The sequence below is a fragment of the Arthrobacter roseus genome (assembly GCF_016907875.1).
GTDB lineage: Bacteria > Actinomycetota > Actinomycetes > Actinomycetales > Micrococcaceae > Arthrobacter_J > Arthrobacter_J roseus.
This window is the reverse complement of sequence record NZ_JAFBCU010000001.1, coordinates 2072285-2098291: the sequence shown is the minus strand read 5'-3', so window position 1 is coordinate 2098291 and position 26007 is coordinate 2072285. Positions and strand designations below refer to the sequence as shown.

General features: G+C 58.6%; 25 protein-coding genes, 3 tRNA genes and 1 other RNA gene. 14 read left to right on the top strand and 15 right to left on the bottom strand.

The window, feature by feature from the left end:
* Positions 1-54 precede the first annotated feature (54 nt).
* Positions 55-2796, bottom strand: coding sequence for a pyruvate dehydrogenase (acetyl-transferring), homodimeric type (gene aceE, locus JOE65_RS10235; RefSeq protein WP_205163067.1), 2742 nt, complete (start codon positions 2794-2796; stop codon positions 55-57).
* 230 nt (positions 2797-3026) lie between these two features.
* On the opposite strand from aceE, the gene JOE65_RS10230 reads away from it, so the two are divergent.
* Genes JOE65_RS10230 through JOE65_RS10220 form a run of 3 tightly spaced genes read left to right on the top strand, consistent with a single transcriptional unit; the run spans position 3027 to position 4838 of the window.
* On the top strand, positions 3027-3446 hold the full coding sequence (locus JOE65_RS10230) for a DUF3052 family protein (RefSeq protein ID WP_205163066.1): 420 nt from the start codon (positions 3027-3029) through the stop codon (positions 3444-3446).
* 4 nt (positions 3447-3450) lie between these two features.
* Entirely contained in the window at positions 3451-3927 is a 477-nt protein-coding gene (locus JOE65_RS10225) for a redoxin domain-containing protein (protein WP_205163065.1), read from the top strand.
* Positions 3924-4838: an NAD-dependent protein deacetylase gene (locus tag JOE65_RS10220; RefSeq protein WP_239536687.1), complete on the top strand. Its 915-nt coding sequence runs from the start codon at positions 3924-3926 to the stop codon at positions 4836-4838. The genes JOE65_RS10225 and JOE65_RS10220 overlap by 4 nt, the downstream gene beginning before the upstream one ends.
* A gap of 77 nt (positions 4839-4915) precedes the next feature.
* On the opposite strand, the gene JOE65_RS10215 is transcribed toward JOE65_RS10220, so the two are convergent.
* Both JOE65_RS10215 and JOE65_RS10210 read right to left on the bottom strand, forming a co-directional pair.
* A tRNA-Val gene (locus JOE65_RS10215) sits at positions 4916-4991 on the bottom strand.
* Positions 4992-5065: 74 nt separating this feature from the next.
* Complete coding sequence (locus tag JOE65_RS10210; RefSeq protein WP_205163064.1) at positions 5066-6451, bottom strand: L-serine ammonia-lyase; 1386 nt, start codon at positions 6449-6451, stop codon at positions 5066-5068.
* A gap of 93 nt (positions 6452-6544) precedes the next feature.
* Here JOE65_RS10210 and gndA point away from each other — a divergent pair, with 93 nt between their 5' ends.
* A complete protein-coding gene (gene gndA, locus JOE65_RS10205; RefSeq protein WP_205163063.1) occupies positions 6545-7981 on the top strand; it encodes an NADP-dependent phosphogluconate dehydrogenase in 1437 nt (478 codons plus the stop codon).
* A gap of 21 nt (positions 7982-8002) precedes the next feature.
* Here the strand turns inward: gndA and epsC are convergent, their stop codons facing one another.
* The 3 genes from epsC to msrA all read right to left on the bottom strand — a co-directional run bounded on the left by epsC (position 8003) and on the right by msrA (position 10179).
* Complete coding sequence (gene epsC / locus JOE65_RS10200; RefSeq protein ID WP_205163062.1) at positions 8003-8602, bottom strand: serine O-acetyltransferase EpsC; 600 nt, start codon at positions 8600-8602, stop codon at positions 8003-8005.
* A 53-nt stretch (positions 8603-8655) separates the two neighbouring features.
* Positions 8656-9591: a cysteine synthase A gene (gene cysK, locus JOE65_RS10195; RefSeq protein WP_205163061.1), complete on the bottom strand. Its 936-nt coding sequence runs from the start codon at positions 9589-9591 to the stop codon at positions 8656-8658.
* Between the two features lie 63 nt (positions 9592-9654).
* Positions 9655-10179 (bottom strand): peptide-methionine (S)-S-oxide reductase MsrA, encoded by a 525-nt coding sequence (gene msrA, locus JOE65_RS10190; RefSeq protein ID WP_205163060.1) that lies wholly within the window; start codon positions 10177-10179, stop codon positions 9655-9657.
* Positions 10180-10277: 98 nt separating this feature from the next.
* Here msrA and JOE65_RS10185 point away from each other — a divergent pair, with 98 nt between their 5' ends.
* The 3 genes from JOE65_RS10185 to JOE65_RS10175 all read left to right on the top strand — a co-directional run bounded on the left by JOE65_RS10185 (position 10278) and on the right by JOE65_RS10175 (position 12981).
* Positions 10278-11165 (top strand): Nif3-like dinuclear metal center hexameric protein, encoded by an 888-nt coding sequence (locus JOE65_RS10185; RefSeq protein ID WP_205163059.1) that lies wholly within the window; start codon positions 10278-10280, stop codon positions 11163-11165.
* A 108-nt stretch (positions 11166-11273) separates the two neighbouring features.
* A complete protein-coding gene (locus JOE65_RS10180; protein WP_205163058.1) occupies positions 11274-12014 on the top strand; it encodes a CT398-like coiled coil hairpin domain-containing protein in 741 nt (246 codons plus the stop codon).
* A 4-nt stretch (positions 12015-12018) separates the two neighbouring features.
* Complete coding sequence (locus JOE65_RS10175) at positions 12019-12981, top strand: reverse transcriptase-like protein (protein ID WP_420827501.1); 963 nt, start codon at positions 12019-12021, stop codon at positions 12979-12981.
* A 13-nt stretch (positions 12982-12994) separates the two neighbouring features.
* On the opposite strand, the gene JOE65_RS10170 is transcribed toward JOE65_RS10175, so the two are convergent.
* On the bottom strand, positions 12995-13762 hold the full coding sequence (locus JOE65_RS10170) for a peroxide stress protein YaaA (protein ID WP_205163056.1): 768 nt from the start codon (positions 13760-13762) through the stop codon (positions 12995-12997).
* Positions 13763-13841: 79 nt separating this feature from the next.
* Here JOE65_RS10170 and rnpB point away from each other — a divergent pair.
* From rnpB to JOE65_RS10150, 4 genes are all read left to right on the top strand, one after another.
* An RNA gene (rnpB, locus tag JOE65_RS10165) (RNase P RNA component class A) lies at positions 13842-14236 on the top strand.
* 62 nt (positions 14237-14298) lie between these two features.
* Positions 14299-15594, top strand: coding sequence for an MFS transporter (locus tag JOE65_RS10160; RefSeq protein WP_205163055.1), 1296 nt, complete (start codon positions 14299-14301; stop codon positions 15592-15594).
* 39 nt (positions 15595-15633) lie between these two features.
* Positions 15634-15813 carry a hypothetical protein gene (locus JOE65_RS10155; RefSeq protein WP_205163054.1) on the top strand — a complete coding sequence of 60 codons (180 nt, stop codon included), beginning with the start codon at positions 15634-15636 and terminating at the stop codon, positions 15811-15813.
* Between the two features lie 214 nt (positions 15814-16027).
* Positions 16028-17497, top strand: coding sequence for a glyceraldehyde-3-phosphate dehydrogenase (locus JOE65_RS10150; protein WP_205163053.1), 1470 nt, complete (start codon positions 16028-16030; stop codon positions 17495-17497).
* Between the two features lie 88 nt (positions 17498-17585).
* Here JOE65_RS10150 and def read toward each other — a convergent pair whose 3' ends face one another.
* The 5 genes from def to JOE65_RS10125 form a co-directional block, all read right to left on the bottom strand.
* Positions 17586-18158 carry a peptide deformylase gene (gene def, locus JOE65_RS10145; protein ID WP_205164144.1) on the bottom strand — a complete coding sequence of 191 codons (573 nt, stop codon included), beginning with the start codon at positions 18156-18158 and terminating at the stop codon, positions 17586-17588.
* A 31-nt stretch (positions 18159-18189) separates the two neighbouring features.
* Complete coding sequence (locus JOE65_RS10140; protein WP_205163052.1) at positions 18190-19344, bottom strand: acyl-CoA dehydrogenase family protein; 1155 nt, start codon at positions 19342-19344, stop codon at positions 18190-18192.
* Between the two features lie 142 nt (positions 19345-19486).
* Positions 19487-19562: transfer RNA gene (locus tag JOE65_RS10135), tRNA-His, on the bottom strand.
* Between the two features lie 141 nt (positions 19563-19703).
* Positions 19704-20306 (bottom strand): oligoribonuclease, encoded by a 603-nt coding sequence (gene orn, locus JOE65_RS10130; RefSeq protein ID WP_205163051.1) that lies wholly within the window; start codon positions 20304-20306, stop codon positions 19704-19706.
* A 21-nt stretch (positions 20307-20327) separates the two neighbouring features.
* A complete protein-coding gene (locus tag JOE65_RS10125) occupies positions 20328-20585 on the bottom strand; it encodes a hypothetical protein (RefSeq protein ID WP_205163050.1) in 258 nt (85 codons plus the stop codon).
* Positions 20586-20808: 223 nt separating this feature from the next.
* Here JOE65_RS10125 and mptB point away from each other — a divergent pair, with 223 nt between their 5' ends.
* The gene (mptB, locus tag JOE65_RS10120; RefSeq protein WP_205163049.1) at positions 20809-22344 is read left to right on the top strand and encodes a polyprenol phosphomannose-dependent alpha 1,6 mannosyltransferase MptB; all 1536 of its coding nucleotides are present in this window, start codon (positions 20809-20811) and stop codon (positions 22342-22344) included.
* On the opposite strand, the gene JOE65_RS10115 is transcribed toward mptB, so the two are convergent.
* Entirely contained in the window at positions 22313-23569 is a 1257-nt protein-coding gene (locus JOE65_RS10115; RefSeq protein ID WP_205163048.1) for a glycosyltransferase family 87 protein, read from the bottom strand. The genes mptB and JOE65_RS10115 overlap by 32 nt on opposite strands.
* A gap of 121 nt (positions 23570-23690) precedes the next feature.
* Between JOE65_RS10115 and JOE65_RS10110 the strand changes: the two genes are divergently transcribed.
* Positions 23691-24107, top strand: coding sequence for a DUF3224 domain-containing protein (locus JOE65_RS10110; RefSeq protein WP_205163047.1), 417 nt, complete (start codon positions 23691-23693; stop codon positions 24105-24107).
* Positions 24108-24146: 39 nt separating this feature from the next.
* Here JOE65_RS10110 and JOE65_RS10105 read toward each other — a convergent pair.
* Together JOE65_RS10105 and JOE65_RS10100 are read right to left on the bottom strand one after the other, a co-directional pair.
* Positions 24147-24219, bottom strand: a tRNA-Arg gene (locus JOE65_RS10105).
* 95 nt (positions 24220-24314) lie between these two features.
* Positions 24315-25463 (bottom strand): tyrosine-type recombinase/integrase, encoded by a 1149-nt coding sequence (locus JOE65_RS10100; RefSeq protein ID WP_205163046.1) that lies wholly within the window; start codon positions 25461-25463, stop codon positions 24315-24317.
* Positions 25464-25722: 259 nt separating this feature from the next.
* Here JOE65_RS10100 and JOE65_RS15625 point away from each other — a divergent pair, with 259 nt between their 5' ends.
* On the top strand, positions 25723-25953 hold the full coding sequence (locus JOE65_RS15625; protein ID WP_205164143.1) for a helix-turn-helix domain-containing protein: 231 nt from the start codon (positions 25723-25725) through the stop codon (positions 25951-25953).
* Positions 25954-26007: the final 54 nt, after the last annotated feature.

The following is a 26007-nucleotide window of genomic DNA, read 5'->3' as shown; positions in this document are numbered from 1 at the left end:
CCGATCGACGAGTTGTGAGAAGGCTACAAAAAACGGACCAACGCTCGGCGTGCTTTACTCCGAGCCGCCGGCCTCACCATCGTTGCCCGCATTGACGTCCAGTAGGCTGTACTTGTCTATCGCCTGGCGAGGCGTTGAGGAGTCGATTTCATCGCGATCTGCGAGCATCTCCAACGTCCTGACGACCATGGATGCGCTGTCGATCTTGAAGAATCGACGTGCGGCCGCGCGAGTGTCGGCGAACCCAAACCCATCTGCGCCGAGCGTCGCAAAATCGTTGGGAACGAATTGCCGGATCTGGTCCGGAACCGCATGCATGTAGTCAGTTGATGCGACGATTGGCCCTTCCGCGCCCTCGAGCTTTTTGGTGACAAAGGGAGTCCGCTTTGGTTCCTCAGGGTTGAGGAAAGCTTCCTCTTCCGCTTGGAGACCGTCACGGCGCAGTTCGTTCCACGACGTCACGGACCAGACATCTGCTGACACGCCCCAGTCGTCGGCGAGCATCTGCTGCGCTTCCAATGCCCACGAGATAGCGACGCCGGAGGCCATCAGTTGTGCCCGCGGCCCCTCGGATTGGGCTGGTGCCAGCCTATAAATCCCACGGATAATGCCCTCGACATCGAGGTTCTCCGGTGCCGCCGGCTGAAGGATCGGCTCGTTGTAAACCATGATGTTGTAGATGACGTTGGGGTCTTCCGAGTCTTCCCCGTACATCTCCTCCAACCCGTGGCGGACAATGTGTCCGATCTCGTAGCCGTACGCTGGATCGTAGGTCTTCACTGCTGGGTTGGTGGACGCCAAAATCGGTGAATGTCCGTCCGCGTGCTGCAGTCCTTCACCGGTAAGGGTGGTCCGGCCGGCGGTCGCGGAAATCAGGAATCCGCGGCTCATCTGGTCTGCGGCAGCCCAGATGTAATCTCCGGTGCGTTGGAATCCGAACATGGAGTAGAACACGTAGACCGGCACGAGCGGAACACCGTGTGTTGCATAGGAACTGCCCGCTGCCGTGAATGCGGCCACTGATCCGGCTTCGTTGATGCCCACGTGGATGATCTGTCCCTGAGGAGATTCCTTGTACGCCAGGATCAGATCACGGTCCACGGAGAGATAGTTCTGACCGTGCGGGTTATAAATCTTCGCGGTCGGGAAAAATGAATCCATCCCGAAGGTTCTGGCCTCATCGGGGACGATCGGCACAACGTGCTTGCCGAACTCTTTGTCCCGCATCAGCTCCTTGAGTAACCGAACGAACGCCATGGTGGTGGCAGCTTGCTGCTTCCCGGAACCACGGTTGGCTACTTCGTACGCCTCATCGCCGGGCAGATGCAACGGTTCGTGATCACTCGACCTGGCTGGCAGGCTTCCGCCGAGCTCACGGCGGCGTTCCATCATGTACTTGATCTCCGGCGCATCGGCACCGGGGTGGTAGTACGGCGGCAGGTAGGGGTTCTTCTCCAGCTCCTCATCGCTGATCGGAATCCGCAGATGGTCGCGGAATTCCTTGAGGTCATCCAGGGTGAGTTTCTTCATCTGGTGCGTGGCATTACGGCCCTCAAAGTGTGTACCCAGGCCGTAGCCCTTCACCGTCTTGAGGAGGATCACGGTGGGCTTGCCCTTGAACTCCGTGGCAGCCTTATAGGCGGCATGAACCTTGCGGTAATCGTGGCCACCGCGCTTGAGGTTCCAGATCTCCTGATCACTCATGTCCGCGACCATTTCTTTGGTCTGCGGGGACTTTCCAAAGAAGTGATCCCGAATGAAACCGCCGGATTCAGCCTTGTAGGTCTGGTAATCGCCGTCGGGCGTGGTGTTCATGATGTCCACCAGAGCGCCGTCCTTATCGCGCTCGAGCAGGTCATCCCACTCGCGGCCCCAGACTACCTTGATGACATTCCAGCCCGCACCGCGGAAGAACGCCTCGAGTTCCTGCATGATCTTGCCGTTGCCGCGCACCGGCCCATCGAGGCGCTGCAGGTTGCAGTTGATCACAAAGTTTAGATTGTCCAGGTTCTCATTCGCCGCTACTTGTAGCAGGCCGCGGGACTCTGGTTCGTCCATTTCGCCGTCGCCCAGGAACGCCCACACCTGCTGGTCGGAGGTGTCTTTCAGGCCACGGTTTTGCAAATAGCGGTTGGATTGGGCTTGGTAAATAGCGTTCATGGGGCCGATGCCCATGGAAACGGTGGGGAACTCCCAGAAGTCCGGCATATTGCGGGGGTGCGGGTAGGAAGAGAGAGCGTGGCCCTTGCGGGATTTCTCCTGGCGGAAACCATCCAGGTCTTCTTCGGACAGGCGGCCTTCCATGAAGGCGCGGGCGTACATGCCCGGCGAAGCGTGGCCCTGGAAGAACACCTGGTCGCCGCCGCTGGCATGGTCCTTGCCGCGGAAGAAGTGGTTGAACCCCACCTCGTAGAGCGTTGCGGCGCCGGCGTAGGTGGAAATGTGTCCGCCCACGCCGACCTCGGGTCGCTGCGCCCGGTGCACCATGACCGCAGCGTTCCAACGCATCCAGGAACGGTACTTGCGCTCGATTTCCTCGTCCCCGGGGAACTTCGGTTCCTGATCCGTGGGGATGGTGTTGACGTAGTCGGTGGTGGTGACCATTGGCACACCGACGCTCTGCGCACCGGCCCGCTGCAACAGCGAACGCATAATGTACTGCGCGCGTTCGGTACCGCCGCTCTTAATCAGCTGATCCAGCGATTCGATCCACTCCTGGGTTTCTTCCGGATCGCGATCCCGCAGCTGATGTGTCAGTCCGCTCAGGATGTCATTGGTGTCTTCTCCAGTGGCCACGTTCAACCTCTCTCAAGTGCAGAAATCGACCAGTACGTCAGGGGTGTTGAACTGCTGATCGTCACATTGCCACTCTATCGCTCCTATGCTTAGCAGGGACAACACGGCCACGAGCATCCAAATGGCTTGATGCAGAGGGCATTAGGGTGTTGGCTTATAGGAACACAGTTTCCCGGAAAGGGGTCTGTGGGCTTTGTCAAACTTTTCACAAGGATCGCAGGAGGAACGCAGTGAGTGAGGCCGAAGCCGCCACGGATCAAAATCTGGCGGGCAAGTTGGGTTTCAAAAATGGAGACCTGATTCAGGAGTTGGGTTACGACGAAGACGTTGACTTCGACTTTCGGGCAAACCTCGAGGCTCTCATTGGCTCGGAACTTCTCACTGAGGAGGATCAGGAAGTTGTTGACGGCGTCATCCTGTGGTGGCGGAACGACGACGGCGACCTGATTGATGCTCTCGTAGATTCATTGACCACGCTCGACGACGGGGGAGTCGTCTGGCTGCTGACGCCCAAGTCTGGTCGTGAGGGGTACGTGGCTCCAAACGATATCCAGGAGGCCGCTCCCACAGCCGGGCTCCATTCCACGACGTCAGCCGGCGTCTGCGATGACTGGGCGGCCGCGCGCTTGGTTGCGCGACGCAAGTCATAGATCAATGGGGCGGCCGGTAGTCGGGGAAACGGTTTCCGGCTTTGAGTTGTCGAATCAGTTTGGGGAGCCCATACAGCTGTCCACCCCTGGCGGTGTTGCCACCGCAATAGTTTTCTTCCCTTTCGCCTTTTCCTCGGTCTGTGCGGGGGAGCTAGCAGAATTGCAGCACAACCGTCACGTGTTTGATGAGGCGGGGGTGCGGATTTTGGCTGTCTCGACGGACCACAAGTACGCGCTACGTTCTTTCGCGGACGCCGAGGGGCTGAACTTCGATCTGCTCAGCGATTTCTGGCCGCACGGTCGGGTATCACGCCAGTTCGGGGTTTTCGATGATGAGCATGGCTTCGCCGGACGCGGAACGTTCTTCATTGACGGCCTGGGAGTGGTGCGCAGCGTTGTCTCGTCCGGGCGGGGGGAGGCGAGAGAGTTCGGGAAGTACCTGGATGCCTTGGAGAGCCTGCGGGCGGAGGTGCCCGGATGACTGAGAGTCCGCGAATCGTTCCAGTTGGCATGACAGGCTTTCCTACCAGGGACGCTGACGCTGAGCTGCCGGGACCGGAACTGTACGAGCAGGAATTGCTGCAGCAGGCCCAGGATCTTCTGGGTGGACGACGTCTCGCCGTCCTGACGGGGGCAGGCCTGAGCACGGATTCGGGCATCCCTGACTACCGCGGACCCAACGCTGTTCCGCGCAAACCCATGACGTTTCAGGAGTTCAGCCGCGATGATAATCAGCGGCAGCGTTACTGGGCGCGCAATCACGTTGGTTGGCACTATCTGCGGCAGGCCGAACCCAACGCAGGCCATTATGCTCTGGCGAGCTTCGAAGAGAAACGTATCCTCACCGGTCTCATCACCCAGAACGTCGATCGTCTGCACGAAACAGCCGGAAGCGTCAACGTGGTTGACCTCCACGGGCGGTTCGATACCGTGGTGTGTTTGAGCTGCGGTACACGAATACCTCGTTCGGTGCTCGCGGGAATTCTGGAGGACCTTAATCCTGGCTATGCGGAGAGTGTAGGAAGCGCCGGCGACGTCGCCCCTGACGCCGATGCAGACGTGGAAGAGACTCTGGACTTCAACGTGGCCGACTGCCCAGTATGTGGCGGAATGCTGAAACCCGACTTTGTGTACTTCGGTGAGTCCGTGCCCAAAGACAGGGTGGCACGGGCTTTTCGCATGGTCGACGATGCTGATGCGTTGCTCGTGGCTGGTTCGTCATTGTCAGTGATGAGCGGACTAAGATTCGTGCGCCGAATGGCCAAAAACGGGGGACCGGTGGTCATCATCAATCGAGGATGGACCCGGGGAGATGACCACGCAACGCTAAAAATCGACATGGGAACCTCGACAGCACTGACGCACCTGGCTCAGGTCCTGCCAGCGCTCTGAGATGCGTTGCCGCGTCTCCATCGGGTCAGTAAAAAGCCCCACCGAACCAAGCAATTCGCTTCATACGGCGGGGCAATTGGTGGGTCCTACCGGGATCGAACCGATGACATCCACGGTGTAAACGTGGCGCTCTACCAGCTGAGCTAAAGACCCGTGATGACAGCGTTTCCGCTGAACTTCACGATGAATTACTTTACCGGAAACCTACGGCAAAACGTAATCCTGGCTCAGCACTCGATCACGTTGACAGCAAGACCGCCCTCGGACGTTTCCTTATATTTGCTGGACATGTCACGGCCAGTCTGGCGCATGGTTTCAATGACGGTGTCGAGGGAGACGATGTGCTGCCCGTCTCCATACAGAGCCATGCGGGCGGAAGCAACAGCCTTCCCCGCAGCAATCGCGTTGCGTTCAATGCATGGCAGCTGGACGAGCCCTCCAACGGGATCACAGGTCAGGCCTAGATTATGCTCCATGCCAATCTCTGCAGCGTTCTCCACCTGGTCTGGGGTCCCGCCGAGGACCTCGCAAAGGGCGCCAGAGGCCATGGAACAAGCGGACCCCACCTCACCCTGGCAACCAGCCTCAGCGCCGGAGATCGAGGCGTTCCCTTTGTACAGGGATCCGATAGCGGCTGCCACAAGCAGGAAGCGCCGGATGTTGTCTTTCTTCGTTTCCGGGTCCTGCGGAATGAACCGGTCAAAGTAGTGCATAACCGCTGGGATGATGCCGGCTGCACCATTCGTGGGCGCCGTTACTACGCGCCCGCCAGCCGCGTTTTCCTCATTGACGGCAATTGCGAACGCCTGCAGCCACTCGAGTGACGTTTCCCGCTCATCGGCGACAGCCTCAAGGTGTGCTGCGATAGCGGCCGCCCGACGTCGCGCTCTGAGGCCGCCGGGAAGGGTTCCGCCTACGGACAGGCCTGCCTCCACACACTCGCGCATGGTGTTCCAGATGGCGTCGATGCCGCGCCGCACCTCATCCTCCGGCCGCAGAGCACATTCATTGGCCCACGCGACGTCGGAGATTGAAAGATTCTCACGCTTGCAGATTTCCAGAAGTTCATCCGCAAACTGGAAGGTATAGGGCAGCTCGGCTGCCGGTGAGGCCGGGGTGGGGTCGCTGACCGCAGTGTCTGAGTCCACCTCAACAAACCCACCGCCGATCGAGAAGTACGTCTCGGTGAGGACTTCAGCACCGTCGGCGTCGAAAGCCGAAATCTTCATGGCGTTGGGATGACGCGGAAGGACCGTCCGCGGTTCCAGCATGATGTCTCTGGGGGACATGGAGATCGATTGCGCCCCGAGTAACTCCAGTGTTCCCGCACCGGCCAGGGTGGTTGCCAGCTTGCCGGGGACCATTGGATCAACAGTTTCGGGACTGAAACCTGCGAGGCCCGCCAGAATCGCATTCGGGGTCCCGTGGCCAATACCAGTGGCACCCAGGGAACCGTACAGCCAAACACGCGCGCTTGCGGTGCGGGGCAGCAGATCCTTGTCCTTCAACTGATGTGCAAACAACAGGGCGGCGCGCATGGGGCCGACGGTGTGCGAACTAGACGGGCCGATGCCGATACTGAAAAGCTCAAGGACGGAGGTATAACAACTCATAATTTCACCAGTCTATCGGCGGAACGGTCACAATAGCCACGCCTGCGCTCCGGGCAATAGTGTGGTCCTTACCCATGACGAAAGGAAATGTTCATGAGCGCACAAATAGGAGTCACAGGACTCGCCGTGATGGGGGCCAATCTGGCCCGAAACCTGGCTCGAAACGGATACACCGTTGCCGTGCACAACCGGACAGCAGCAAAAACGGACGCATTGCTGGAGGCTCACGGCAACGAGGGCGATTTCGTTCGTGCAGACTCGCTCGAGGAATTAGTTGATTCACTGGAAAAACCACGCCGCGTGCTCCTTATGGTCAAGGCGGGAGCACCGGTGGATTCCGTCATCGAGCAGCTGACGCCGCTGCTGGACACCGATGACATCATTATCGACGGCGGTAACTCTCACTTTGCCGACACCCGCCGGCGGGAAGCCGCACTCGCCGAATCGGGTATTCACTTTGTTGGCGTCGGCGTATCCGGGGGAGAGGAGGGCGCGTTGCTAGGACCGTCCATCATGCCCGGTGGCTCACGCAAATCCTATGACTCAGTCGGCCCCATGCTGGAGAAGATCGCCGCAACGTACGACGGCGAGCCCTGCTGCACCTGGATAGGAACCGATGGCGCTGGCCACTTCGTCAAAATGGTGCACAACGGCATCGAATACGCCGATATGCAGGTCATTGGTGAAGCCTCAGACCTCCTGCGTCACGGGGCAGGTATCGAACCAGCACGCCAAGCTGACATCTTCACCGACTGGAACTCCGGCCCGCTGTCGTCGTTCCTGATTGAAATCACGGCAGAAGTGCTCAGGCATGAGGATCCCGCAACAGGTAAGCCGTTCATCGACGTTGTCGTGGACTCCGCAGGGCAGAAGGGAACCGGCCGTTGGACCGTGGTCTCCGCATTGGAGCTCGGCTCGCCTGTCTCGGGGATTGCGGAGTCCGTATTTGCTCGGGCACTGTCATCACAGCGCAGCCAGCGCGCTGAAGCCCAGGAGCTCCTCGCCGGACACGAGGTTGACGTCGAACTGCCGGAGAACTTCGTTGAGGACGTTCGGCAGGCACTCTTTGCCTCGAAACTGGTCAGCTACGCGCAGGGACTGGACATGCTCACCGGAGCAGCCCAGGAATACGGCTGGGAACTCAAACTCGATGAGATAGCCAAACTCTGGCGGGCCGGTTGCATCATCAGGGCTGAGCTGCTTGATGACATTACCAAGGCATACGCCAGTGGTAGTGAACCATCGAACCTCCTGTTTGCGCCTGCGTTCGCCGAAGCAATCGGAGCAGCAGTGCCCGCATGGCGACGGGTGGTTGCCGCCGCCGTTCAGCTGGGCATCCCCGTACCTGTGTTCTCATCGTCACTGGCGTACTACGATGCTCTGCGTCGCAAGCGACTCCCCGCAGCACTCACCCAGGGGCTCCGAGACCTGTTCGGTGCGCACACGTACCAGCGCAACGATAAGGAAGGCACGTTCCACACACTATGGGGCGGCGACCTATCCGAAGTCGAGGCTGCGGACACTCACTAGGCTCCACCGATGGGGCCCGGCCTAGATATACATGGCCGGGTCCACATAGACGGCCGGATCAACAGCCGGCTGGGTTTCGCGCCGGCTGTCCCGGTGTCGCCAGGTCGCTGGGATCCCGGTGATGATGGAATCAGCGGGGGCGTCCTTGACGACGACGGCGTTGGCGCCCACCGCACTTCCCTCGCCAACAGTGATTGGTCCTAAAATTTTGGCACCGGCGCCGATCATGACTTTGTTCCCGATCGTCGGATGCCGCTTGATCCTGGCCAGCGACCGCCCACCAAGATTAACGCCGTTGTACATCATCACGTCGTCACCGATCTCAGTCGTCTCACCGATGACCACCCCCATGCCGTGGTCAATGAAGAAGCGCCGCCCTATAGTTGCCCCTGGATGGATTTCCACACCTGTTGCGGTTCTGGCTACCTGGGACAGAACGCGCGCCGCTGTCCGCAGGCCCGGTTTGGCCCACATACGATGAGTCAGCCGGTGCACCCAGATGGCGTGCAGACCCGGATATGACAGTGCGTCTTCAACGCGGCCCCGCGACGCAGGATCGTGGGTGCGCGCGGTCTCAAGGTCTTCCTGCAGCCGCGCAAACGACGCGCCAAATAGGGTCACGGGACTCCTCGTCCAGGCTAGGGGTTGCCGCAGTCACTATGCGGCGAAGAACGTTAGTTGCGGATGTCGTCGTAGAGCAGGGTCGAAATGTACCGTTCGCCGAAATCGCAGACGATCGCAACAATCAGTTTGCCCTTATTCTCCGGCCGCTTCGCCAGCTCAAGTGCTGCCCAGACAATGGCACCGGATGAGATACCCCCGAGAATGCCTTCGCGTCGGCCTAGGTCTCGCGCCACCTGGATCGATTCCTCCAATGGCGCATCGAAGACCTCGTCATAGATGTCCGTGTCGAGGATCTCGGGAACAAAGTTTGCGCCGAGGCCTTGCAACTTGTGGGGTCCAGGTGCGCCACCGGTCAGGATGGCAGAGTCTTTGGGCTCCACCGCCACAATCTGAACTCCGGGCTTACGCTCGCGGAGCAGCTGACCCACTCCGGTAATTGTTCCACCAGTACCAATGCCGGCAACAAAGATGTCGATTTCACCATTTGTGTCTTCCCAGATTTCTTCACCAGTGGTTGATCTGTGGATGGCTGGGTTGGCTTCGTTGGCGAACTGCTGGGCCCAGATAGCGTTGTCCGTCTCCGCGACGATCTGCTGTGCCCGTTCGACTGCTCCGCTCATGCCTTCAGCACCAGGAGTCAGAATTATGTCCGCACCATAGGCACGCAGCATGACACGGCGCTCGGTGGACATGGTTTCGGGCATGGTCAGAATGACCCGATACCCGCGGGCAGCGCCAACCATGGCCAGCGCGATTCCCGTATTCCCGGACGTTCCCTCAACAATGGTGCCGCCAGGCTTGAGCTGGCCGGACGCTTCGGCAGCATTGACGATGGCAACGCCAATACGATCCTTCACGCTGTTGGCTGGATTGTAGAATTCCAGTTTCACGGCCACCTCAGCGTCGAGGCCTTCGGTCAAGTGGTTCAGTCGCACGAGCGGGGTACCGCCCACAATTTGAGTAACGTCGTCGTATATACGTGCCATGTAATCCTGCCTCTGAATCAATATGTGAAGTGCGGCCATTTTATCCAGCGGTTGTTGTGCCTTCTAGGCAGTAAGCCACTGGGAGTAATACTTTCGGACTTTGGCAAGCTTGGGGTCGATAATGACTTGGCAGTAACCCACTTCGGGCCTGCGTTGGTAGAAATCGTTGTGCACGTCTTCGGCCACATGGATGCGCGTGGCTGGCACAACCTCGGTAACGATCGGATCTGCCCAGTGTTCTTGGGCGCGTTCAACGGCGCGTTCGAATATTTCTTTCTGCAGGGGGTCTTCATAGAACATCGCAGACCGGTACTGCGTGCCGACGTCGTATCCCTGACGGTTGAGCGTTGTGGGGTTGTGGGTGGTGAAGAACATATCGAGAATGACCTCCGATGGCACAACTTCCTCATCGAACGTGACCACCACCACCTCCGCGTGGCCGGTAGTGCCGGAACACACTGATTCGTACGTAGGGTTCGGCGTGTTCCCGCCCGTATAGCCAGAGACCACACTGGTCACACCACGAGTTTGCTGGTAAACGGCGTCGAGGCACCAGAAACAGCCTCCGCCCAAAACAAATGTCATCATGACAGTTAACAATGCAAAGACGGCCTCTTTGATTCCTGAACAAGCTACCGATGCCTGTTGATTGGAACACCAGGGCCGACGCAGGGTAGAAATAGGCTATGGAATCTGAACCGGAGCCCCAGGACGACGACGAACACATCGCCGAACCGCACACCCCGTCCGCTGGCGATGTCTTGCTGGCTATTGAAGAACTGTGGCCAGAATCGCTGGCCGAAGAATGGGATGCCGTTGGCATGGTGGTGGGCCGCCCGGACAAAACCGTACAGAAGATCCTCTTCGCCGTTGACCCAACACTTGATGTCATTGAAGAGGCCGTGGCATGGGGTGCCCACATGCTGGTGACTCACCACCCCCTGCTACTGAAGGCCGTCAATTCCGTAGCCTCCACTAGCTTCAAGGGGCGGGCAGTCCATCGGTTGATCGAATCTCAGTGCGCACTCGTGACAGTTCATACCAACGGCGACAGCGCCGTTGGTGGTGTTTCCGATGTTTTGGCAGATGCCATGCGCTTACAGGACGTGGAACCGTTGGCTCAGGCTCCGAACGGGCTCCCGGAAGAGGGAATTGGCAGGGTTGGCGTTCTGGCGAAGGCCCTCACCCTGGGAGAGTTCGCTGAGTCCGTTTTCAAGCTTCTGCCCGCGGTCGCGGGAGGGATGCGGGTTGCAGGAGACAAAGATGCCATCGTCAATCGAGTAGCTGTTTGCGGTGGAGCGGGGGACAGCCTGTTCGACGAGGTCCAGAAATCCGAAGCTGACGTGTTCGTCACCGCGGACCTGCGTCATCACCCCGCGTCGGAGGCTCGTGAAGCCGCCATGGGTGGGCGGCCCTACCTCATTGACGTCTCGCATTTCGGTAGCGAATGGCTGTGGCTTACACCAGCTGCAGCTGCACTCCGGAACGTGCTGCTCGATCAGGGATTCGACGTGGAAACGCGTGTCAGCACCGTCAACACTGATCCTTGGGATTTTGTTCTGACGCCCAGCTAGGGCGTTGATCCAACAGGAGAGCGGTTGTGACTACACGTCCGGCTTCTCGTTGTCATAGGCTGGGGGAGCCGCGGCCGTCATGGCTTGGTCATAATGTGGAGGTATCTAGTGGTTAAAGCACCGGCAGCCGAGCAACTCAAGCTCCTGGACTTGCAGGCAATCGATTCCAAATTGACGTCACTGAAGCGTCGCACACGGAACGTGACAGAAAATCCGGAGATCGCCTCTGTTGCGGGCAAACTTGCCGCAGCGAACAGCCAAATGGTTGCCGCCGACACCGAAGTCTCGGACGCGACACGCGCGCTTACCCGCGCAGAAGACGACGTCGCAACGGTCGTGACTCGACTGGAGCGGAACCAATCGAGGCTAGAGAGCGGTGCTGGAAACCCCAAGGACCTCTCAGCGATGCAGCACGAAGTTGAGTCCCTGAAGAAGCGGCGGATTGACCTCGAGGATGCCGAACTGGAAGTTATGGAACGTCTTGAGTCGGGCCGCACCCAACAGGGACGGGATCAGGATGTAGTCGAGACCATCACGACAGAGCTGACAGCGTTGGAAGAAAAACGCGACGCCGAACTCGTTGAGATTGAGGTCGAGCGCAACGATCTGTTGCGACAGCGGGACGAGTGCGCCGCTACCTTTGATCCATCCCTCCTCGCGGTGTACGAAAAATCAATGGCCCACCGTGGCATCGGGGCGGCTCGGCTCTTCCATGGCCGGTCAGAGGGCTCCGGTATGCAGCTGAGTCCCGGTGACCTTGCCGATATTCGTAAAGCAAACCCCGACGATGTGGTCATGTGCCCGGACTCGGGTTGCATTCTGGTCCGCTCTGAAGACTGGGGCAACTAGGCCCGTGGGCTCGGCAGCGGATGCATTATTTGAAACCGGCCAGGTTCTGGCCGAGGATTCCCCCCAAGACGAAAAGCGATACCTCATCGTCGAGACCGACGGCGGATCCCGCGGCAATCCGGGTCATGCCGGCTACGGCGCTCTCGTCCGGGACCCATCTACCGGAAAAGTAATCGCTGAAGAGGCACGGTATCTGGGCAAGGTGTCGAACAACGTTGCCGAATACTCCGGTCTCGTTGCTGGCCTGAAGCTCGTTGACAGCATTGATTCAGCCTGCCGGATTCTGGTGCGGATGGATTCAAAACTAGCTGTCGAGCAGATGAGCGGACGCTGGAAAATCAAGCACGAGGACATGCGGAAGCTCGCCACGGAGGCCAGATCGACGGTCAACCCGCACCGCGTCCGCTACGAGTGGATACCCCGCGAAAAAAACAAGGATGCAGACAGGCTGTCCAATGAGGCCATGGATGCCGGCGAAGCGGGCCGAGACTGGACGCCGACATCCAAAGGGCCACCTCCTACGGCAACGGCAACGGCAACAGAACCAGAGGTGACCCGCGATAAGCCCAGCCGAGCAGCCACGGGGCGCTTCCATCACGTGGAACTATGGGTGAATAACTTCTCGGTGGCCGAATCCAGCCTTGGATGGATGCTGGAGCGGCTCGGGTATCAACGAGGCACATCGTGGTCCAGTGGTGCAGCGTGGAACGGCGCCGGCGAGTACATCGTGATCGAGAGCGGCACCGACGTCGAAAGCGAGGCACACCGACGTCGTCTTCCTGGTCTGAACCATCTAGCGTTCAGGGGCGGAAACCGGAACGAAGTGGACTTGCTCGCCCGTCGCGCCACCAGTCACGGCTGGTCGCTCATGTTCGCTGATAAGCATCCGCATGCCGGTGGTGCTGATCATTACGCTGCGTACCTCGAGAATGAGGACGGCTTTGAAATTGAGATCGTCGCGGACTAGACAGTACGGTGTCTCAGCGGCTGGATAGCACGAGGTTCAGGCGATAGGACTTGGTGCCCTGCGGAGCAACAAGTTCAGTGTCCCATCGCTCAGCTGCCACTTCCGCAAGTTCGTGTGGTGTCTCCGGGGCTTTGCCGTTTCGCTGAAGAAGCTGACGGACAAACTCTCCGCGGGTGTGCTTGGCAAAATGCGAGACGACGGTTCGTTTGCCATCGCGCACCTGGAATACGTTTACCGTGACCGTTCGCTCCATCGGTGGTACCCACGCCGCGGCATAGGTACTAGAACGGCAATCGACAAGGAGCTCTCCTTCGGATCGCTCGTCCAGCACCGATCCGAGGCTGCGCTTCCAGTAGCTTGCCAGCCTTCCAAGATCGGGTAACTTTGCCGACATGGACAGGCGGTAGGCCGGAATGTCGTCATCAAATCTGACGGCTCCCCACAGCGCTGAAATGACGAGGATGGAGCTACGCGCTTCCGCCTGCTGTTCGCCGGTGAGCGTTCGGAAGGACAATGCCTCGTAGAGCACTCCTGTGTAAACCTCGTTGGCAGGCGCAACCGGCTGACTCCGGATACTGATATTCCGCTTGACCTCGTCAGCCAGCGACGGACCCACGCCGAGCATGGTCAGTGCCTCCGGGTCTGCACTGACCTTTTCAAGGGCATTGAGGACGCTTCGTCGTGGGCCCGCGAGTTCCGGAAACGCAAGCCCGGCCACATTGACTGGGTCGCCGTCGACCGGGGCCGTCTTGCCTTCGGAGGGGGGAAGCAGAATGAGCACCAATTGATCCTACCCGCCGGAGCTGCCGTCCTATCGGTCGTTGGGCGCGCAGTCAGCAGGGCAGTATACTGACCGGGGATGGGTTGGTCGGGTGATCGCGACGGCGGATCTTTGCGGATTCAGCCGCCGAGGAAAGTCCGGGCTCCACAGGGCAAAGTGGTGGGTAACGCCCACTCGGGGTGACCCGCAGGACAGTGCCACAGAAAAGAAACCGCCTGCCATCTACCGTAGGGTCGGCAGCAGGTAAGGGTGAAAGGGTGGTGTAAGAGACCACCAGTTTCCCGGGTGACCGGGAAAGCTAGGTAAACCCCACTTGGAGCAAGGCCAGACAGGACACGTTCGAAGGCTGCCCGCCTGAGTGTCTGGGTAGGCTGCTCGAGACCGTCGGCAACGGCGGTTCCAGATGGATGATCGCTACTCCGCCGGGGTGACCCGCGCGGATGACAGGACCCGGCTTACAGACCAACCCATCCCACTAATCCACAGGCATGTGATGCGCGTAACTTCCGCCCGGGAGTTCAGGTTAAGCTGATTCAATGACCGAGACGAAGACGACCCGGAAGCCGCTGCTTGTCCGGAACGCCAATTTCCGGGCCTTATGGCTGTCCGCAACGGTTGGAATCTTCGGAAGCGCGATCACATCCGTAGCGTTGCCCATCATCGCCGCGGTAGAGCTCCACGCCAGTAACTTTGCAGTCGCGGCGTTGGCCGGAATGACGTTCCTTCCGTGGCTCTTGTTCGGACTACCGATCGGTGTCTGGGTTGACCGGTTGAAACGCAAACCCATCATCGTTGGATCGCTGCTTTTAAGAATTGCCGCGCTGGCAACGCTGCCGGTTGCTTACTGGCTGGGTGAACTCAGCGTCGCGCAGCTCTATCTGGTGGCTTTCGTCGTCGGACTCTCCGCGGTGTCGTTTGCCCTGGCAGAGCATGCACTCGTACCGCAGGCTGTCTCCAAAGATGAGTTGGTGGAAGGCAACGGAATCCTCACTGCGTCTTCAGCATCAGCCGACGCAGCCGGCAGGGGTACGGCCGGTGCGTTGACGGTTGCGGTGGGTGCGTCCAATTCTGTTCTCGCCCAGGTCGCGACGTCAGTAGTGTCCATCGTGGCCATCTCGTCGTTGAAAGTACGCGAACCGGAACGTGAGATCCGACCGCGCAAGATTCTCCATGAAATGCGCGAGGGGCTCTCGTACACGTTCGGAACTGCTCCACTGCGTGCTCTTTTGTTCAACGCCGCCCTGTGGAATCTTGGCGGTAACATCATCGTCTCTTTGCTGGTTCTACTCATCGTCCGAGTCATCAACGAGTCTGAGATCTGGCTTGGCATCTTGATGGCCGCAGCCTCCGTCGGCGGCGCCATCGGAGGCATCACTGTCAAACGGGTCAGTGAGAAAATCGGCTCCGGCCCGCTCTGGCGATGGTCTATGGTTCCAGCTGTTTGTGGTTACGCCACGCTGCTGTTCATGACCCCGGGAACAGGAATGATCATCGGCGTTGCTGGCCTCTTCATCATGGGAATCGCGGTGGCCTGGAATATAGTGATGGCCACGAGTTTCCGGCAGAGAGTGTGCCCCCCGGAGATGATGGGACGACTTGGGTCAGCCACTCGGATGGTGAGCTGGGGCATGCTGGGAATAGCCGGAATCATAGCTGGTGGACTTGCTGAGGTCATAGGAGTCAAAAACGCAGTTCTCGTTGGTGTGATCGTGGCCGCAATGGCACCGCTGACTGCGATCTTCGGGAAACTTCGAAACGTCAAACGTCTTGAAGATCTGGAGCCCGACCCCCCTGCCGACACCGGAAGCTCAGCATCACCGGCACCGCGCTGAATACTGGACTTTGTTCCCGTTCAGGACCATTCTGGATCCATGGAAACTCCATCATTCGTTGAAATGGCAGAGAGCAATTTTAAGGAAGCCCAGCGGCAGCTCGAAAAAGCTGAGAAAGATCACCGGAAGGGCTCCATCGATGATCACCGGCTGGATGACCTGCGGCGTCTGCGGGAGGTGGCCGCCGAAGATCTGCGACGGTGCATCAAGGAGTCCTGACAGGTTCCTTTGTGGCCCATCTCTCCACTGCCCGGCTGCAAGCACGCCCTGCAGCGAATAGAATGGAGTATTGAGTCTCACTGTTCTGAGCCTGGAACGGGATGGACTGCGAAACCTACCGTGCCCAGTGTGGGCGACGCCGATGCTCATTGTGCGAGGCGGAACCAACCGGCTACGAAGAAGTTACCGGCTGAACCAAAGGAAGTGAAAATCTGTGACGCTGAAGTCAGACGATTGTCTTGATACCTGGATGAGCCGGGAAGGCATCGCCGAAGCAATGATCCCGCTGATCGGCCGTTTGTACCGAGAATACAACGTGGTCACCTCGATTCATGGCAGAAGCCTGATCAACCAGTCAGCGATCGGCATCCTCAAGGCGCACCGCTTTGCACGGCACCTGAACGACGTAGAACTGCCCGTTCAAGAAACGCTGCCCCTGTTCGAAGCGCTTGTGAAGCTTGATCTCGGTGCGGCGTCTATTGATGTTGGCAAACTCTGCATCAAGTACCGTCAGGAGGGAACTGGGCGCTCTCTGGAGGGATTCCTCGAAGACGAGCTGAAGGACATCACCGGACGCTGGGGGGCTGACGAGCGCACCAGTACGGACGTCGTTCTCTACGGTTTCGGACGAATCGGGCGTCTGCTCGCTCGAATTCTCATTGACCACTCTGGCGGCGGCCATGGTCTCCGACTGCGTGCCATTGTTGTGCGCAAGGGGTCTGACAACGATTTGGTGAAGCGGGCATCGCTTCTTCGCCGTGACTCCGTTCACGGATCCTTCGAGGGGACCATCACGGTTGACCAGGACAACGACACCATTCTGGCAAATGGGACCCTTATTCAGGTCATCTACTCAAACGATCCCTCAACGGTGGACTACACCGGTTATGGCATAAGGGATGCGATTGTGGTGGACAACACCGGTCGCTGGCGCGATGAAGAAGGCCTGTCGCAGCACCTCGAGTGCCCTGGCGTAAAACGCGTACTACTGACCGCTCCGGGCAAGGGCGCACTGAAAAATGTTGTGCACGGTATCAACCACGGAACCATCACGGATGAGGACGCTATCGTCACTGCGGCGTCGTGCACCACGAACGCGATCACGCCAGTGCTCAAGGCGATTGATGACAAATTCGGAATCGTCCATGGTCACGTCGAAACCGTTCACTCGTTCACAAACGACCAGAACCTCATTGACAACTTCCACAAGGGTGATCGACGTGGACGTTCGGCTGCCCTGAACATGGTGATCACCGAAACCGGAGCTGCTAAAGCTGTCGCTAAGGCGCTTCCCGGGCTCGCTGGCAAGCTCACCGGAAATGCCATCCGCGTTCCAACCCCGGACGTTTCCATGGCCATCCTCAACCTGAACCTGGCTAATGGATCAACCAAGGAGGAGTTGAACACCTACCTTCGCGATATGTCGCTCAACTCGGAACTCCATAAGCAGATCGATTACATCGATTCGCCTGAGGTCGTTTCCACAGATTTTGTGGGGTCAAAGCGTTCCGGCATCGTTGACGGTTTGGCAACTATCTGCACGGATAAGAATGCCGTCTTATACGTCTGGTATGACAACGAATTCGGCTACAGTTGCCAGGTCGTCAGGGTCTTGGAGGAGATGGCGCATGTGAATCCGCCGGCCTATCCGCGGGTTATCGAGCTCGACGCGGTCCCTGTCTAACCTCGTACCTACACATGGGTGGGTACTTCCGAACTCCGGAAATTACCCACCCATGTGTATCTGTTCACCCCTGTGTGATGTGTGGCCTCTAGTGACCGAATGGGTCGGGGTCGACTCCTGGCAACCAGGTCAGGGATGGAATGCCCCATCCCTCGGCACGCACTTGCTTGCGGGCGCGTTTAGCCCATTTCTCATTCAGCCGGTCAACGTACAATTTGCCGTCCAGATGATCGAACTCGTGTTGAATCACTCGGGCGAACCAATCAGTCGCTTCAAACTCCAATGGATTTCCGTCCGCGTCGAACCCTTTCACATGGGCCCAACCAGCCCGCTTCAGGGGGTAACTCAACCCGGGAACTGACAGGCAGCCCTCGGACTCGTCGTCGACATCAGGATCAGCGCCGGAAATTTTAGACAACGTCAGAACAGGGTTGATCACCACGCCTCGCGACGGCGCTTCGTCCTCATGTGGAGAGTCATACGTGAACAGTCGCAGACCGACACCAACCTGTGGGGCAGCCAGCCCCACACCATGGGCGGCGTCCATGGTGTCAAACATGTCATTGACGAGTTGCCTGAGCTCATCGTTGAACTCTAGAACCTCTTCAGCCCTACGATGGAGGACAGGTTCCCCGGTCACGGTCACGGCGCGTACAGTCATAGTGCGCTCATTCTCCTCAGTAGCAACCCGGTCAACGGGCGATGTCACGGCCAATAGTCTCGCGCATGATCTCACTCGTTCCACCGAAAATAGTGAGCAACCGGGACGCAAGGTACGCCTGGGCAACGGGGTATTCAAGGATGTATCCGTAGCCGCCGTGAAGCTGTAGACAGCGATCCGTGATCGACTTCACTCTTTCGCTGGCCCACAACTTTGCTTGAGAGGCCGAGGCGGCGTCGAGCTTTCCCTCGTTGAACGCAAGCATCGCCTGGTCCACATAAGATTCTGTGACCTCGACTTCAGTCCGGATGTCGGCGAGGGCAAACCGGCTATTTTGAAAGTCCACCACCCGTTCCCCAAACGCATTGCGTTCTTTCGTGTAGGTGACGGTGGCGTCAAAAACTGCCCGGGCGACGGCCGACGACGCCACAGCGATCGCGAGGCGGCCCTGTGGCAGTTGCTCCGTGACGTACCTCAGTCCGTTGCCTTCTTCACCGACGAGGTTGCTGGCCGGCACCCGTACATTGTCGAAGAACAGTTCGGCGGTGTCTGAGGCTTTGAGGCCCATCTTGTCCAGTTGCTTGCCCGTGCTGTAGCCCTCTGCTTTTTCCACCATGAATAGAGAGAAGGACTTCGCGGAGCCTCGTCCGGTGCTGCCGTCTGTGCGTGCCAGAACCAAAGACGCATCGCCGCTGATGCCGTTTCCGATAAACGTCTTCTGACCCGAGATGAGATAGTCATCGCCCTCGCGAACAGCCTTGGTCCGAACGCCACGAAGATCGGAGCCCGCGCCTGGTTCTGTCCAGGCTACTGAGGTGACCTTCTCGCCGGACACCATAGGCGGCAGCCAGCGTTCCTTCAGCTCATCTGAACCGTACGCCAGGAGATGTGGAAGCACCATGTCATCGTGGAGGTGCAGGGCAAGGCCGACCGCAAGATGGTTGCTCCGGGCGAATTCCTCGTCCATAACCGCCCGGAATCGGTAATCAGTCATCCCCATGCCGCCAAAATCCTCAGGTACGGCAAGACCCAGTAATCCCTGCTCACCAGCAGCGGTCCACATGCTACGAGGCATCATGTGATTCCGATCCCAGTCTGCGTACTTGGGGGCGATTTCGCGGTTGTTGAACTCGCGAGCCACTTCGCGAAAAAGATCGTGGTCTTCCTCGAAAAAGTTACGTTCCATGCCGTTGTACCTCCGCTATCAGTCGGGTCTAGTCAGCGAGACCGCCAGGAAATAGTTAGATCACATTGAAACAAAAAAGGCCGCCTTGGACTAAAATCCGGGCGGCCTCTGCGGAATATCCGGCTCATGCCGCCAATTCCCATGGGGTGAGTAACGGGGCTTGAACCCGCGACCTCCTGGACCACAACCAGGCGCTCTGCCAACTGAGCTATACCCACCATGTGCCTTGTCTTCGTGATCGGATGGTTACGCGCTAGCGGAACCGCTTCCGTTCACGTACTCAAGGCAGCGCATACGAGTCTACATGCTTTTCTGAGGCCAGCGGACACTGGCCATGAGTCGGAACCGAACCGGTCAAACTAATCGGATAGTGCGGAAGCTATTTTCTTTGCCGTGGCGGAGTCCGGCCCCGGCTTCGGAACGAGAACGGCATCACGGTAGTACCGGAGTTCATTGATGGAGTCGCGGATGTCGCCAAGCGCCCGGTGATTGCCGGTTTTCGCCGGTGACTGGAAATACGCCCGGGTGTACCAGCGCCTCGAGAGTTCTTTGATGGTAGACACATCAATGATCCGGTAGTGGAGGTGTTCCACAACGGCCGGCATATCGCGGGCCAGGAAGTTTCGGTCCGTCCCCACCGAGTTTCCGGCCAGCGGTGCCTTATTGGGTTCGGGTACCCATTGCTTGATGTACGTCAGGACCATGTCTTGGGCTTGCGCCATGCTGACGCCGTCGGGGAGCTCGTCCAACAGGCCCGACGTTGTGTGCATGGTCCGCACGAAGTCGCCCATCTGGGCCACAGCGGCGTCGTCAGTTTTGATGACTACATCCACCCCGTCACCAAGAATGTTCAGTTCCGAGTCTGTCACCAGCACTGCGACTTCAATGAGCGCATCTGCGGTGAGGTCCAGCCCCGTCATCTCGCAATCGATCCAGACTATGTTTTCCTGTGAAATTGGCACGGGTCCAATGTACCGCGAGAGTCACCCGTCCTGCCGTGATCGAAGCGAGAAAATCCACAGAACGGAAAAGATCGCCACTAATCCTGCGCCGGCTAGCCCTGCACTGACAAGGTCCAAGCCGGTCATCGCAGCCGCAGTAACCGTTGCGCATCCAAGGAAAAGCCCCCATGCCAGCAGCGAACCGTCTCGGTGCTTCTCCACTTGAGATTGTCCGCTATGGCGTCCCATAGTGCCCTTTCCATACCAATGCCCAAGAGTGTCGACGACGGCCTGTGTCATCGGAACATCGGATCCAGTTTATGCAGCCGCGAGCACTTATCTGCGGAAGTGCAGCGGCGGTTTGATCCTAGATGTCAGTCCTCTATAGAACCGATGTAGCATCCGCCTGCGATGCTAAGATCTTGAGAGCGTTCAGGGCTTCCCCAGACCGCTCACGCGCCCCGCGTCGTGGGCCGGGTGCAGCAGGACCCGCCCAGTAATCCAGAGATTGGAAACAGCCCAGATGACTGCCCAGGTCCCGCAGGCCGAGCCGGCATCATTGAAAGTCGACCAACCGACTATGGACCGTCCCGGTGTGGCAATCATTCAGGGGTTCGTGGGATCGCTGTTGATGATGCTCGGATCTTTCGGAGTGGGCTGGCTTTCCCTGGCATCGATCGAGCTGCGCAGAATCCCGCTCATCATGTGGCTTCGATTTGAGCCTGCTGGTGCTGCCGCGTCCGTCGTTGTCCTTGCGCTGGGCGGGATGTTACTGGTGCGATCGTGGCTGAGGCTGGGGCAGAGGATCAACAACGACTGGGGGCCCGGCAGTAGGTCGGTGGTCCTCAAGGCCGTAGCTGCCTGGGGTGCACCCCTTTGCCTGGCCCTTCCGTTGTTCAGCCGCGATGTTTTTGCCTACATAGCCCAGGGCAAGGTCATGATCAGTGGTCTTAACCCCTATGTGGATGGCTACTCCCAGATCTCCAACTACCTTCAGACCGGTGCCGATGACCTCTGGGCACAGAGTCCAACGCCCTACGGACCGTTGTTTCTGTGGCTGGAAAAAGGTGTCGTACTGCTGACCGGAGGCCAACCGGAGTTTTCAATACTCCTGTTTCGTCTGATCGCGGTCATCGGCGTACTTCTCAGTGTTTACTATGTTCCAAAACTGGCCGAGCTCCACGGCATCAACCCTAATCGCGCCCTGTGGTTGACTGCAGCAAATCCGTTGTTCCTCACCAACTTCATCGCCAGCATCCACAACGATGCCCTCATGATCGGACTCGCGCTGGCAGGTCTATATCTGACGGCCACGCGCAAACCCATCCTGGGAATAATCGTGGTGACGCTATCAATCGCCATCAAACCGATCACCATCATTTTTCTTCCGTTTCTCGGATTGCTCTGGGCTGGCAATAAGGCAGGTTGGGGCAGGAAGTTTGTCTTCTGGGCATTGACGGCCGCTCTGTCCCTGGCACTGCTCGCAGTGATGGGATGGATCAACGGATTCGGATTCGGCTGGGTTGGGGCATTGAGTACTCCAGGCAGCGTCTGGATTTGGTACGCGCCGGTCGGTTTCATGGGCCTCGTTGTAGCAACGCTCGGTGATGCCGTCGGTTTCGACGGATGGTTCTTCGGCCGGCTCATTCACGACGCCGGAAAAATTGCGGCCGTCGGGATCATCTTCTGGCTCATGTTCCGTGGAGACTACAGCCGGATAGTGCGCCGACTCACCCTGGCGTTTGCCGCAATAGTGTTGCTGGCCCCGATGATACAGTCCTGGTACCTTGTCTGGCTCATTCCCTTGTTCGCGGTCACGGGAATACGCAATGACTGGCAGATCAAGACGATGTACTTCATCGTGTCGTTCTTCATGGTCTATGCCATCACCGACCAGCTCGACATTTTCCCGTACTTTGAATTCAGCCTTACCATGGCGCGGAATATTGCGGCGGGGGTGGCGATCGCGTTTGCGCTCTACCTGATTTTCCTTGACCCTAAAACCAAGGCCCTCTTCCGCAAGCGGTTCAGTGAGCCTGCTCCTGGCCAACTCGACTAGGCGAGGACGCGCGCGCCAACCGAACGAGCATGGCCACAGCCCACACGAAAAGGGCAACGACCAGGCCGTTGCGTAGCGTCAGCAAGAGCGCGACCCACGGATTCAACTCGTTGTACAGCTCAGCGTAAAATATTGGGTAGACAAGAGTTGTCAACGCGCTAATCGCGAGCATGGTCACGCCGGGGAATTTCCATCGGCCGCCTTCAATCGCTAGCCCAACAGTGGTTACGGCCACTAGCCACAGCATGAACTGCGGTGAACCGACTTTGTTGAAGACAATCATGGCGCTAACTACAGCTAATGAACCGATGGTGATCAGCCGCTCCACTTCTACGCCGCGGCGTAGAGCCCAGAACAAGAGGACGACGACGGCGGTGACCGCGAGGAATAACAGCGGGCTCATCAGCGTCGCCACCGGCTCGCCCAGAGCCCCTCGGACTTCACGGGTATTGATGTCTTTGTCTTCATAGATGTATGCACCTGCCCCGCCCGTGATGGCCTGCCACAATCCTGGCGTGGTGAAGGGTGCCTCCAACTGCATCCCTCTGTCGCCCTGCGCACTGATAAAGCTGAGCAGATACTTGATGCCCCCGTTGACGGCCACAAACGCGGTGATGAGCACTGATACAGCAAAACCAGTGAGCAGCAGCCTGATGCGCTTGGGGGAGACGGTCAGGGCTACGAGGACCACGGCGGCGGGCCATACCTTGATCCATGTGGCCAAGCTCAGGAGCGCCGCAGCCATGATGGGACGGCTTCCGAGGAGCAAGAGAGCGGCAATGACCATGGGTGCTGTGAGTCCGTCGATTCGTCCCAGTGCAACGGGTCCCAGGAGCGCGGTCGCCAGCAGCCACCAATATGCCGCGTGATAGCGGTCCTTTCGCCGTCCGCGGTCGGTCAGAACGGTCAAGCCCACCGCGTTGAGTGCGGTGAAGAGAGCGAACCAGCCGAGTTGATAGAGATAGGATCCGAAAACAGTTGCCAGCAGCATGGGTAGCAATGCGGCCACCGGATAAACCCAGTCGTTGCTAATTCCCTGCCATACCCCGTCGTCGAGACCGAGGTAGGCCCACTCGCGGTAGAACCGGATATCGCTGAGGACTTGTCCGTTGACAATCAACGGAAGAAGCGTGAGCAGGGACACGACGTGCATCAGCACGAAGGCGCCCCACAGGGTACTTTTCCGGTGCCGGAATATCAGCGGCTCTGACTGGCTCGTGATCATGCTCAACGGGCTCCTTAGGGATGCTGTGCCGGGGACGCTTTCCCACGGGGCACCGCATAAAGGCTACCGGCCGTGATGTCCCAGCATGCAATCCCGGAGGTTAACCGGGATACTGTTGTGCATGAGTGATGCAGACGAACGTACGATCGATGCCGATTTTGATATTACGGATTGGCAACCCGAGGCCTATGAGGTCGAGGGAACGAACAGTGAGCTCTCGAAGGTGAGGGTCGTCAAGCAGTTTGAGGGGGCTATCCGCGGAGCGAGTACCGCGGACTTGCTCATGGCGGGCAACCCGCACGGCGCAGGCTATGTTGCCTCTGAAATCTTCTCAGGAACCGTGGATGGTCTCACTGGCTCAATGATCATTCAGCACTGGGGCCTGGCCGAAGGAACCGCAGCAGCAAGTTCAGGCCACATCATCCCGGGCTCCGGCACGGACGAACTCGCAGGCATCGCGGGGAAAGCAATTTACAGTCAGGATGCTTCTGGTCAGCACCGCCTTGAACTTCAGGTGACATTCAACAGCCCGACGTGACGTTTTGCGGGCTGTATTCTGGAACGCTGGCGTATCTTGTGCCCCGGGCGGGAATCGAACCCACGACCAAGAGATTAGAAGGCTCCTGCTCTATCCGCTGAGCTACCGAGGCGTTCGGGCTTTTACTGTCCGGTTACTGTCCACTCCTAAATAAATGGACTGTCACCGGACAGTTGCTGCCCGCGCAAACGGACAACAACCCGGCAACTACCTTATCAAGTAGTCGAGGGCATCAGCAGCAATATGAGCATCACCCTCAAACAGTTCCGCGTACACGTTGAGCGTCATCGTGGCGTCCTTATGGCCAGCAATACGCTGCGCCATTTTCACGTTTCCAGTGTTAGCTAGAATCAGGCTCACAGCCGTGTGCCTGAGATCGTGGAACGTCGGGGGAGTGTCCATACCAGCGCCTGCCGGTCTGAGTATCCGCGAAGCAAAGTTACTGTGATGCAGTTGGGCACCATGTCGTGACTGGAATAGCAGGCCGCTACCTTCGCGTCTGTTCGACAGCATTTGCGCAACCTTGGTCGGGACCGGAACGGTCCTGGTCTCACCGCTCTTAGTCGTCGACTCAACAACTTTGGAACCATCGTTAGACCAAGCTCGCGCAACCCGGAGGCTAGTCGCCTCCGTCCCGTTCGGTTGGGTGACAGTCTTGAAATCGCCGTGCCTCAACGCCGTAATTTCGCCCCACCGTAGACCCGTGGTCCCGGCCAACATGATTAGGTCCTCCCACGGCTCACAGCGCGCCGCAAAGGCTTGAAGCTCTGGCATGGTCAAGTAGACGTGTTGTTTCACCACGGACGCGGCAGGAACGTACTCAGCACGTCCCGTTGCATCCTTGGCCGGGTTGCTAGATAGCAGCTCCAAGTAAACCGCGTGGTTCATTAGCCGTCCAAACATCAGCGCGACACGGCGCCGCGTGTTCGCACCAGAGCCGACTGCTCGGCTGAAATCCATGCCAGCCACCCATCTGGCAACCTCCCTGTGATGAACGTTTGATACCGGCGTGTGCTCCCACTGGGGAGCGATGTGTCTAGCCCAGTTCTTCTCATAGTTGTGTTGCGTCGACGCGGCAATAGGTTTCCGGCCGCGAGCGCCCGCAGTGACTAGGCGCTGCATCCAGTCCGCATACAACTGGCCAACCGTCATCTTCTCCGCTGACCGAGGATCAATATAAGATCCGGCGTTGATCTTCGAGCGCTCGGCCGACTCATAGGCTTCCGCTTCCTTCTTGAGTCGGAAAGGTTTTCGTTTCCTGCCACCACCCGGTAGCCGGAAGTCGGCAACCCACGGCTTACTTGGCGAACCAATACCAGCGGACAGCCGTTCTTTACGGGAATCGTAGACAGTCATCGTCTAAGTTTAGCAGGAGCCATAATGGGACAGCGCAATCATGGGAGTGTCAACGCGCAAAAGAAACTACTTGTAATACTTCGACGGCCTCAGAGGACTGAACCGTCAAGCGTATGGTACAATATTGGGTTCCTAGGCTGGACTTGACTTTCCAGCCCTGCATAACTGAATTTACCAAGAGGCATAGAAGGCAGTTGAAGACCCATAGGCGGTCTTTGGTTGCCTTTTTGCGTTAACGCATCCAACGAAAGGCAGTCCCATCATTCGCCCATCAGACGATCTAGCCAGCGTCATCGACCCGACAACCGCCCAAGGGATCACCGGCAACATCTGGCTATCCCGGAAGGACGCGGCCACATATCTGGGCATCTCAGCGAAAACTCTCGCCAACCATGTCCACGACGGCCCGACGTATGCGAAATTCTTCGGCAGCGTCAGATACAGGCTGGACGAATTGGACAACTGGGCAAGGCAGCAGATGAAGCGATGACTGCCAAACCAACATGTTAAACCACGGGGGAGCCTGACGGCTCCCATAAGTCAA

Coding starts and splice junctions, on each gene's coding strand:
- JOE65_RS10225 (WP_205163065.1), top strand. CDS start 3,451: ATGGGGCGGCCGGTAGTCGGGGAAACGGTTTCCGGCTTTGAGTTGTCG.
- JOE65_RS10220 (WP_239536687.1), top strand. CDS start 3,924: ATGACTGAGAGTCCGCGAATCGTTCCAGTTGGCATGACAGGCTTTCCT.
- JOE65_RS10210 (WP_205163064.1), bottom strand. CDS start 6,451: ATGAGTTGTTATACCTCCGTCCTTGAGCTTTTCAGTATCGGCATCGGC.
- gndA (WP_205163063.1), top strand. CDS start 6,545: ATGAGCGCACAAATAGGAGTCACAGGACTCGCCGTGATGGGGGCCAAT.
- cysK (WP_205163061.1), bottom strand. CDS start 9,591: ATGGCACGTATATACGACGACGTTACTCAAATTGTGGGCGGTACCCCG.
- msrA (WP_205163060.1), bottom strand. CDS start 10,179: ATGATGACATTTGTTTTGGGCGGAGGCTGTTTCTGGTGCCTCGACGCC.
- JOE65_RS10185 (WP_205163059.1), top strand. CDS start 10,278: ATGGAATCTGAACCGGAGCCCCAGGACGACGACGAACACATCGCCGAA.
- JOE65_RS10160 (WP_205163055.1), top strand. CDS start 14,299: ATGACCGAGACGAAGACGACCCGGAAGCCGCTGCTTGTCCGGAACGCC.
- JOE65_RS10155 (WP_205163054.1), top strand. CDS start 15,634: ATGGAAACTCCATCATTCGTTGAAATGGCAGAGAGCAATTTTAAGGAA.
- def (WP_205164144.1), bottom strand. CDS start 18,158: ATGACTGTACGCGCCGTGACCGTGACCGGGGAACCTGTCCTCCATCGT.
- JOE65_RS10140 (WP_205163052.1), bottom strand. CDS start 19,344: ATGGAACGTAACTTTTTCGAGGAAGACCACGATCTTTTTCGCGAAGTG.
- JOE65_RS10125 (WP_205163050.1), bottom strand. CDS start 20,585: ATGACACAGGCCGTCGTCGACACTCTTGGGCATTGGTATGGAAAGGGC.
- mptB (WP_205163049.1), top strand. CDS start 20,809: ATGACTGCCCAGGTCCCGCAGGCCGAGCCGGCATCATTGAAAGTCGAC.
- JOE65_RS10115 (WP_205163048.1), bottom strand. CDS start 23,569: ATGATCACGAGCCAGTCAGAGCCGCTGATATTCCGGCACCGGAAAAGT.
- JOE65_RS10110 (WP_205163047.1), top strand. CDS start 23,691: ATGAGTGATGCAGACGAACGTACGATCGATGCCGATTTTGATATTACG.
- JOE65_RS10100 (WP_205163046.1), bottom strand. CDS start 25,463: ATGACTGTCTACGATTCCCGTAAAGAACGGCTGTCCGCTGGTATTGGT.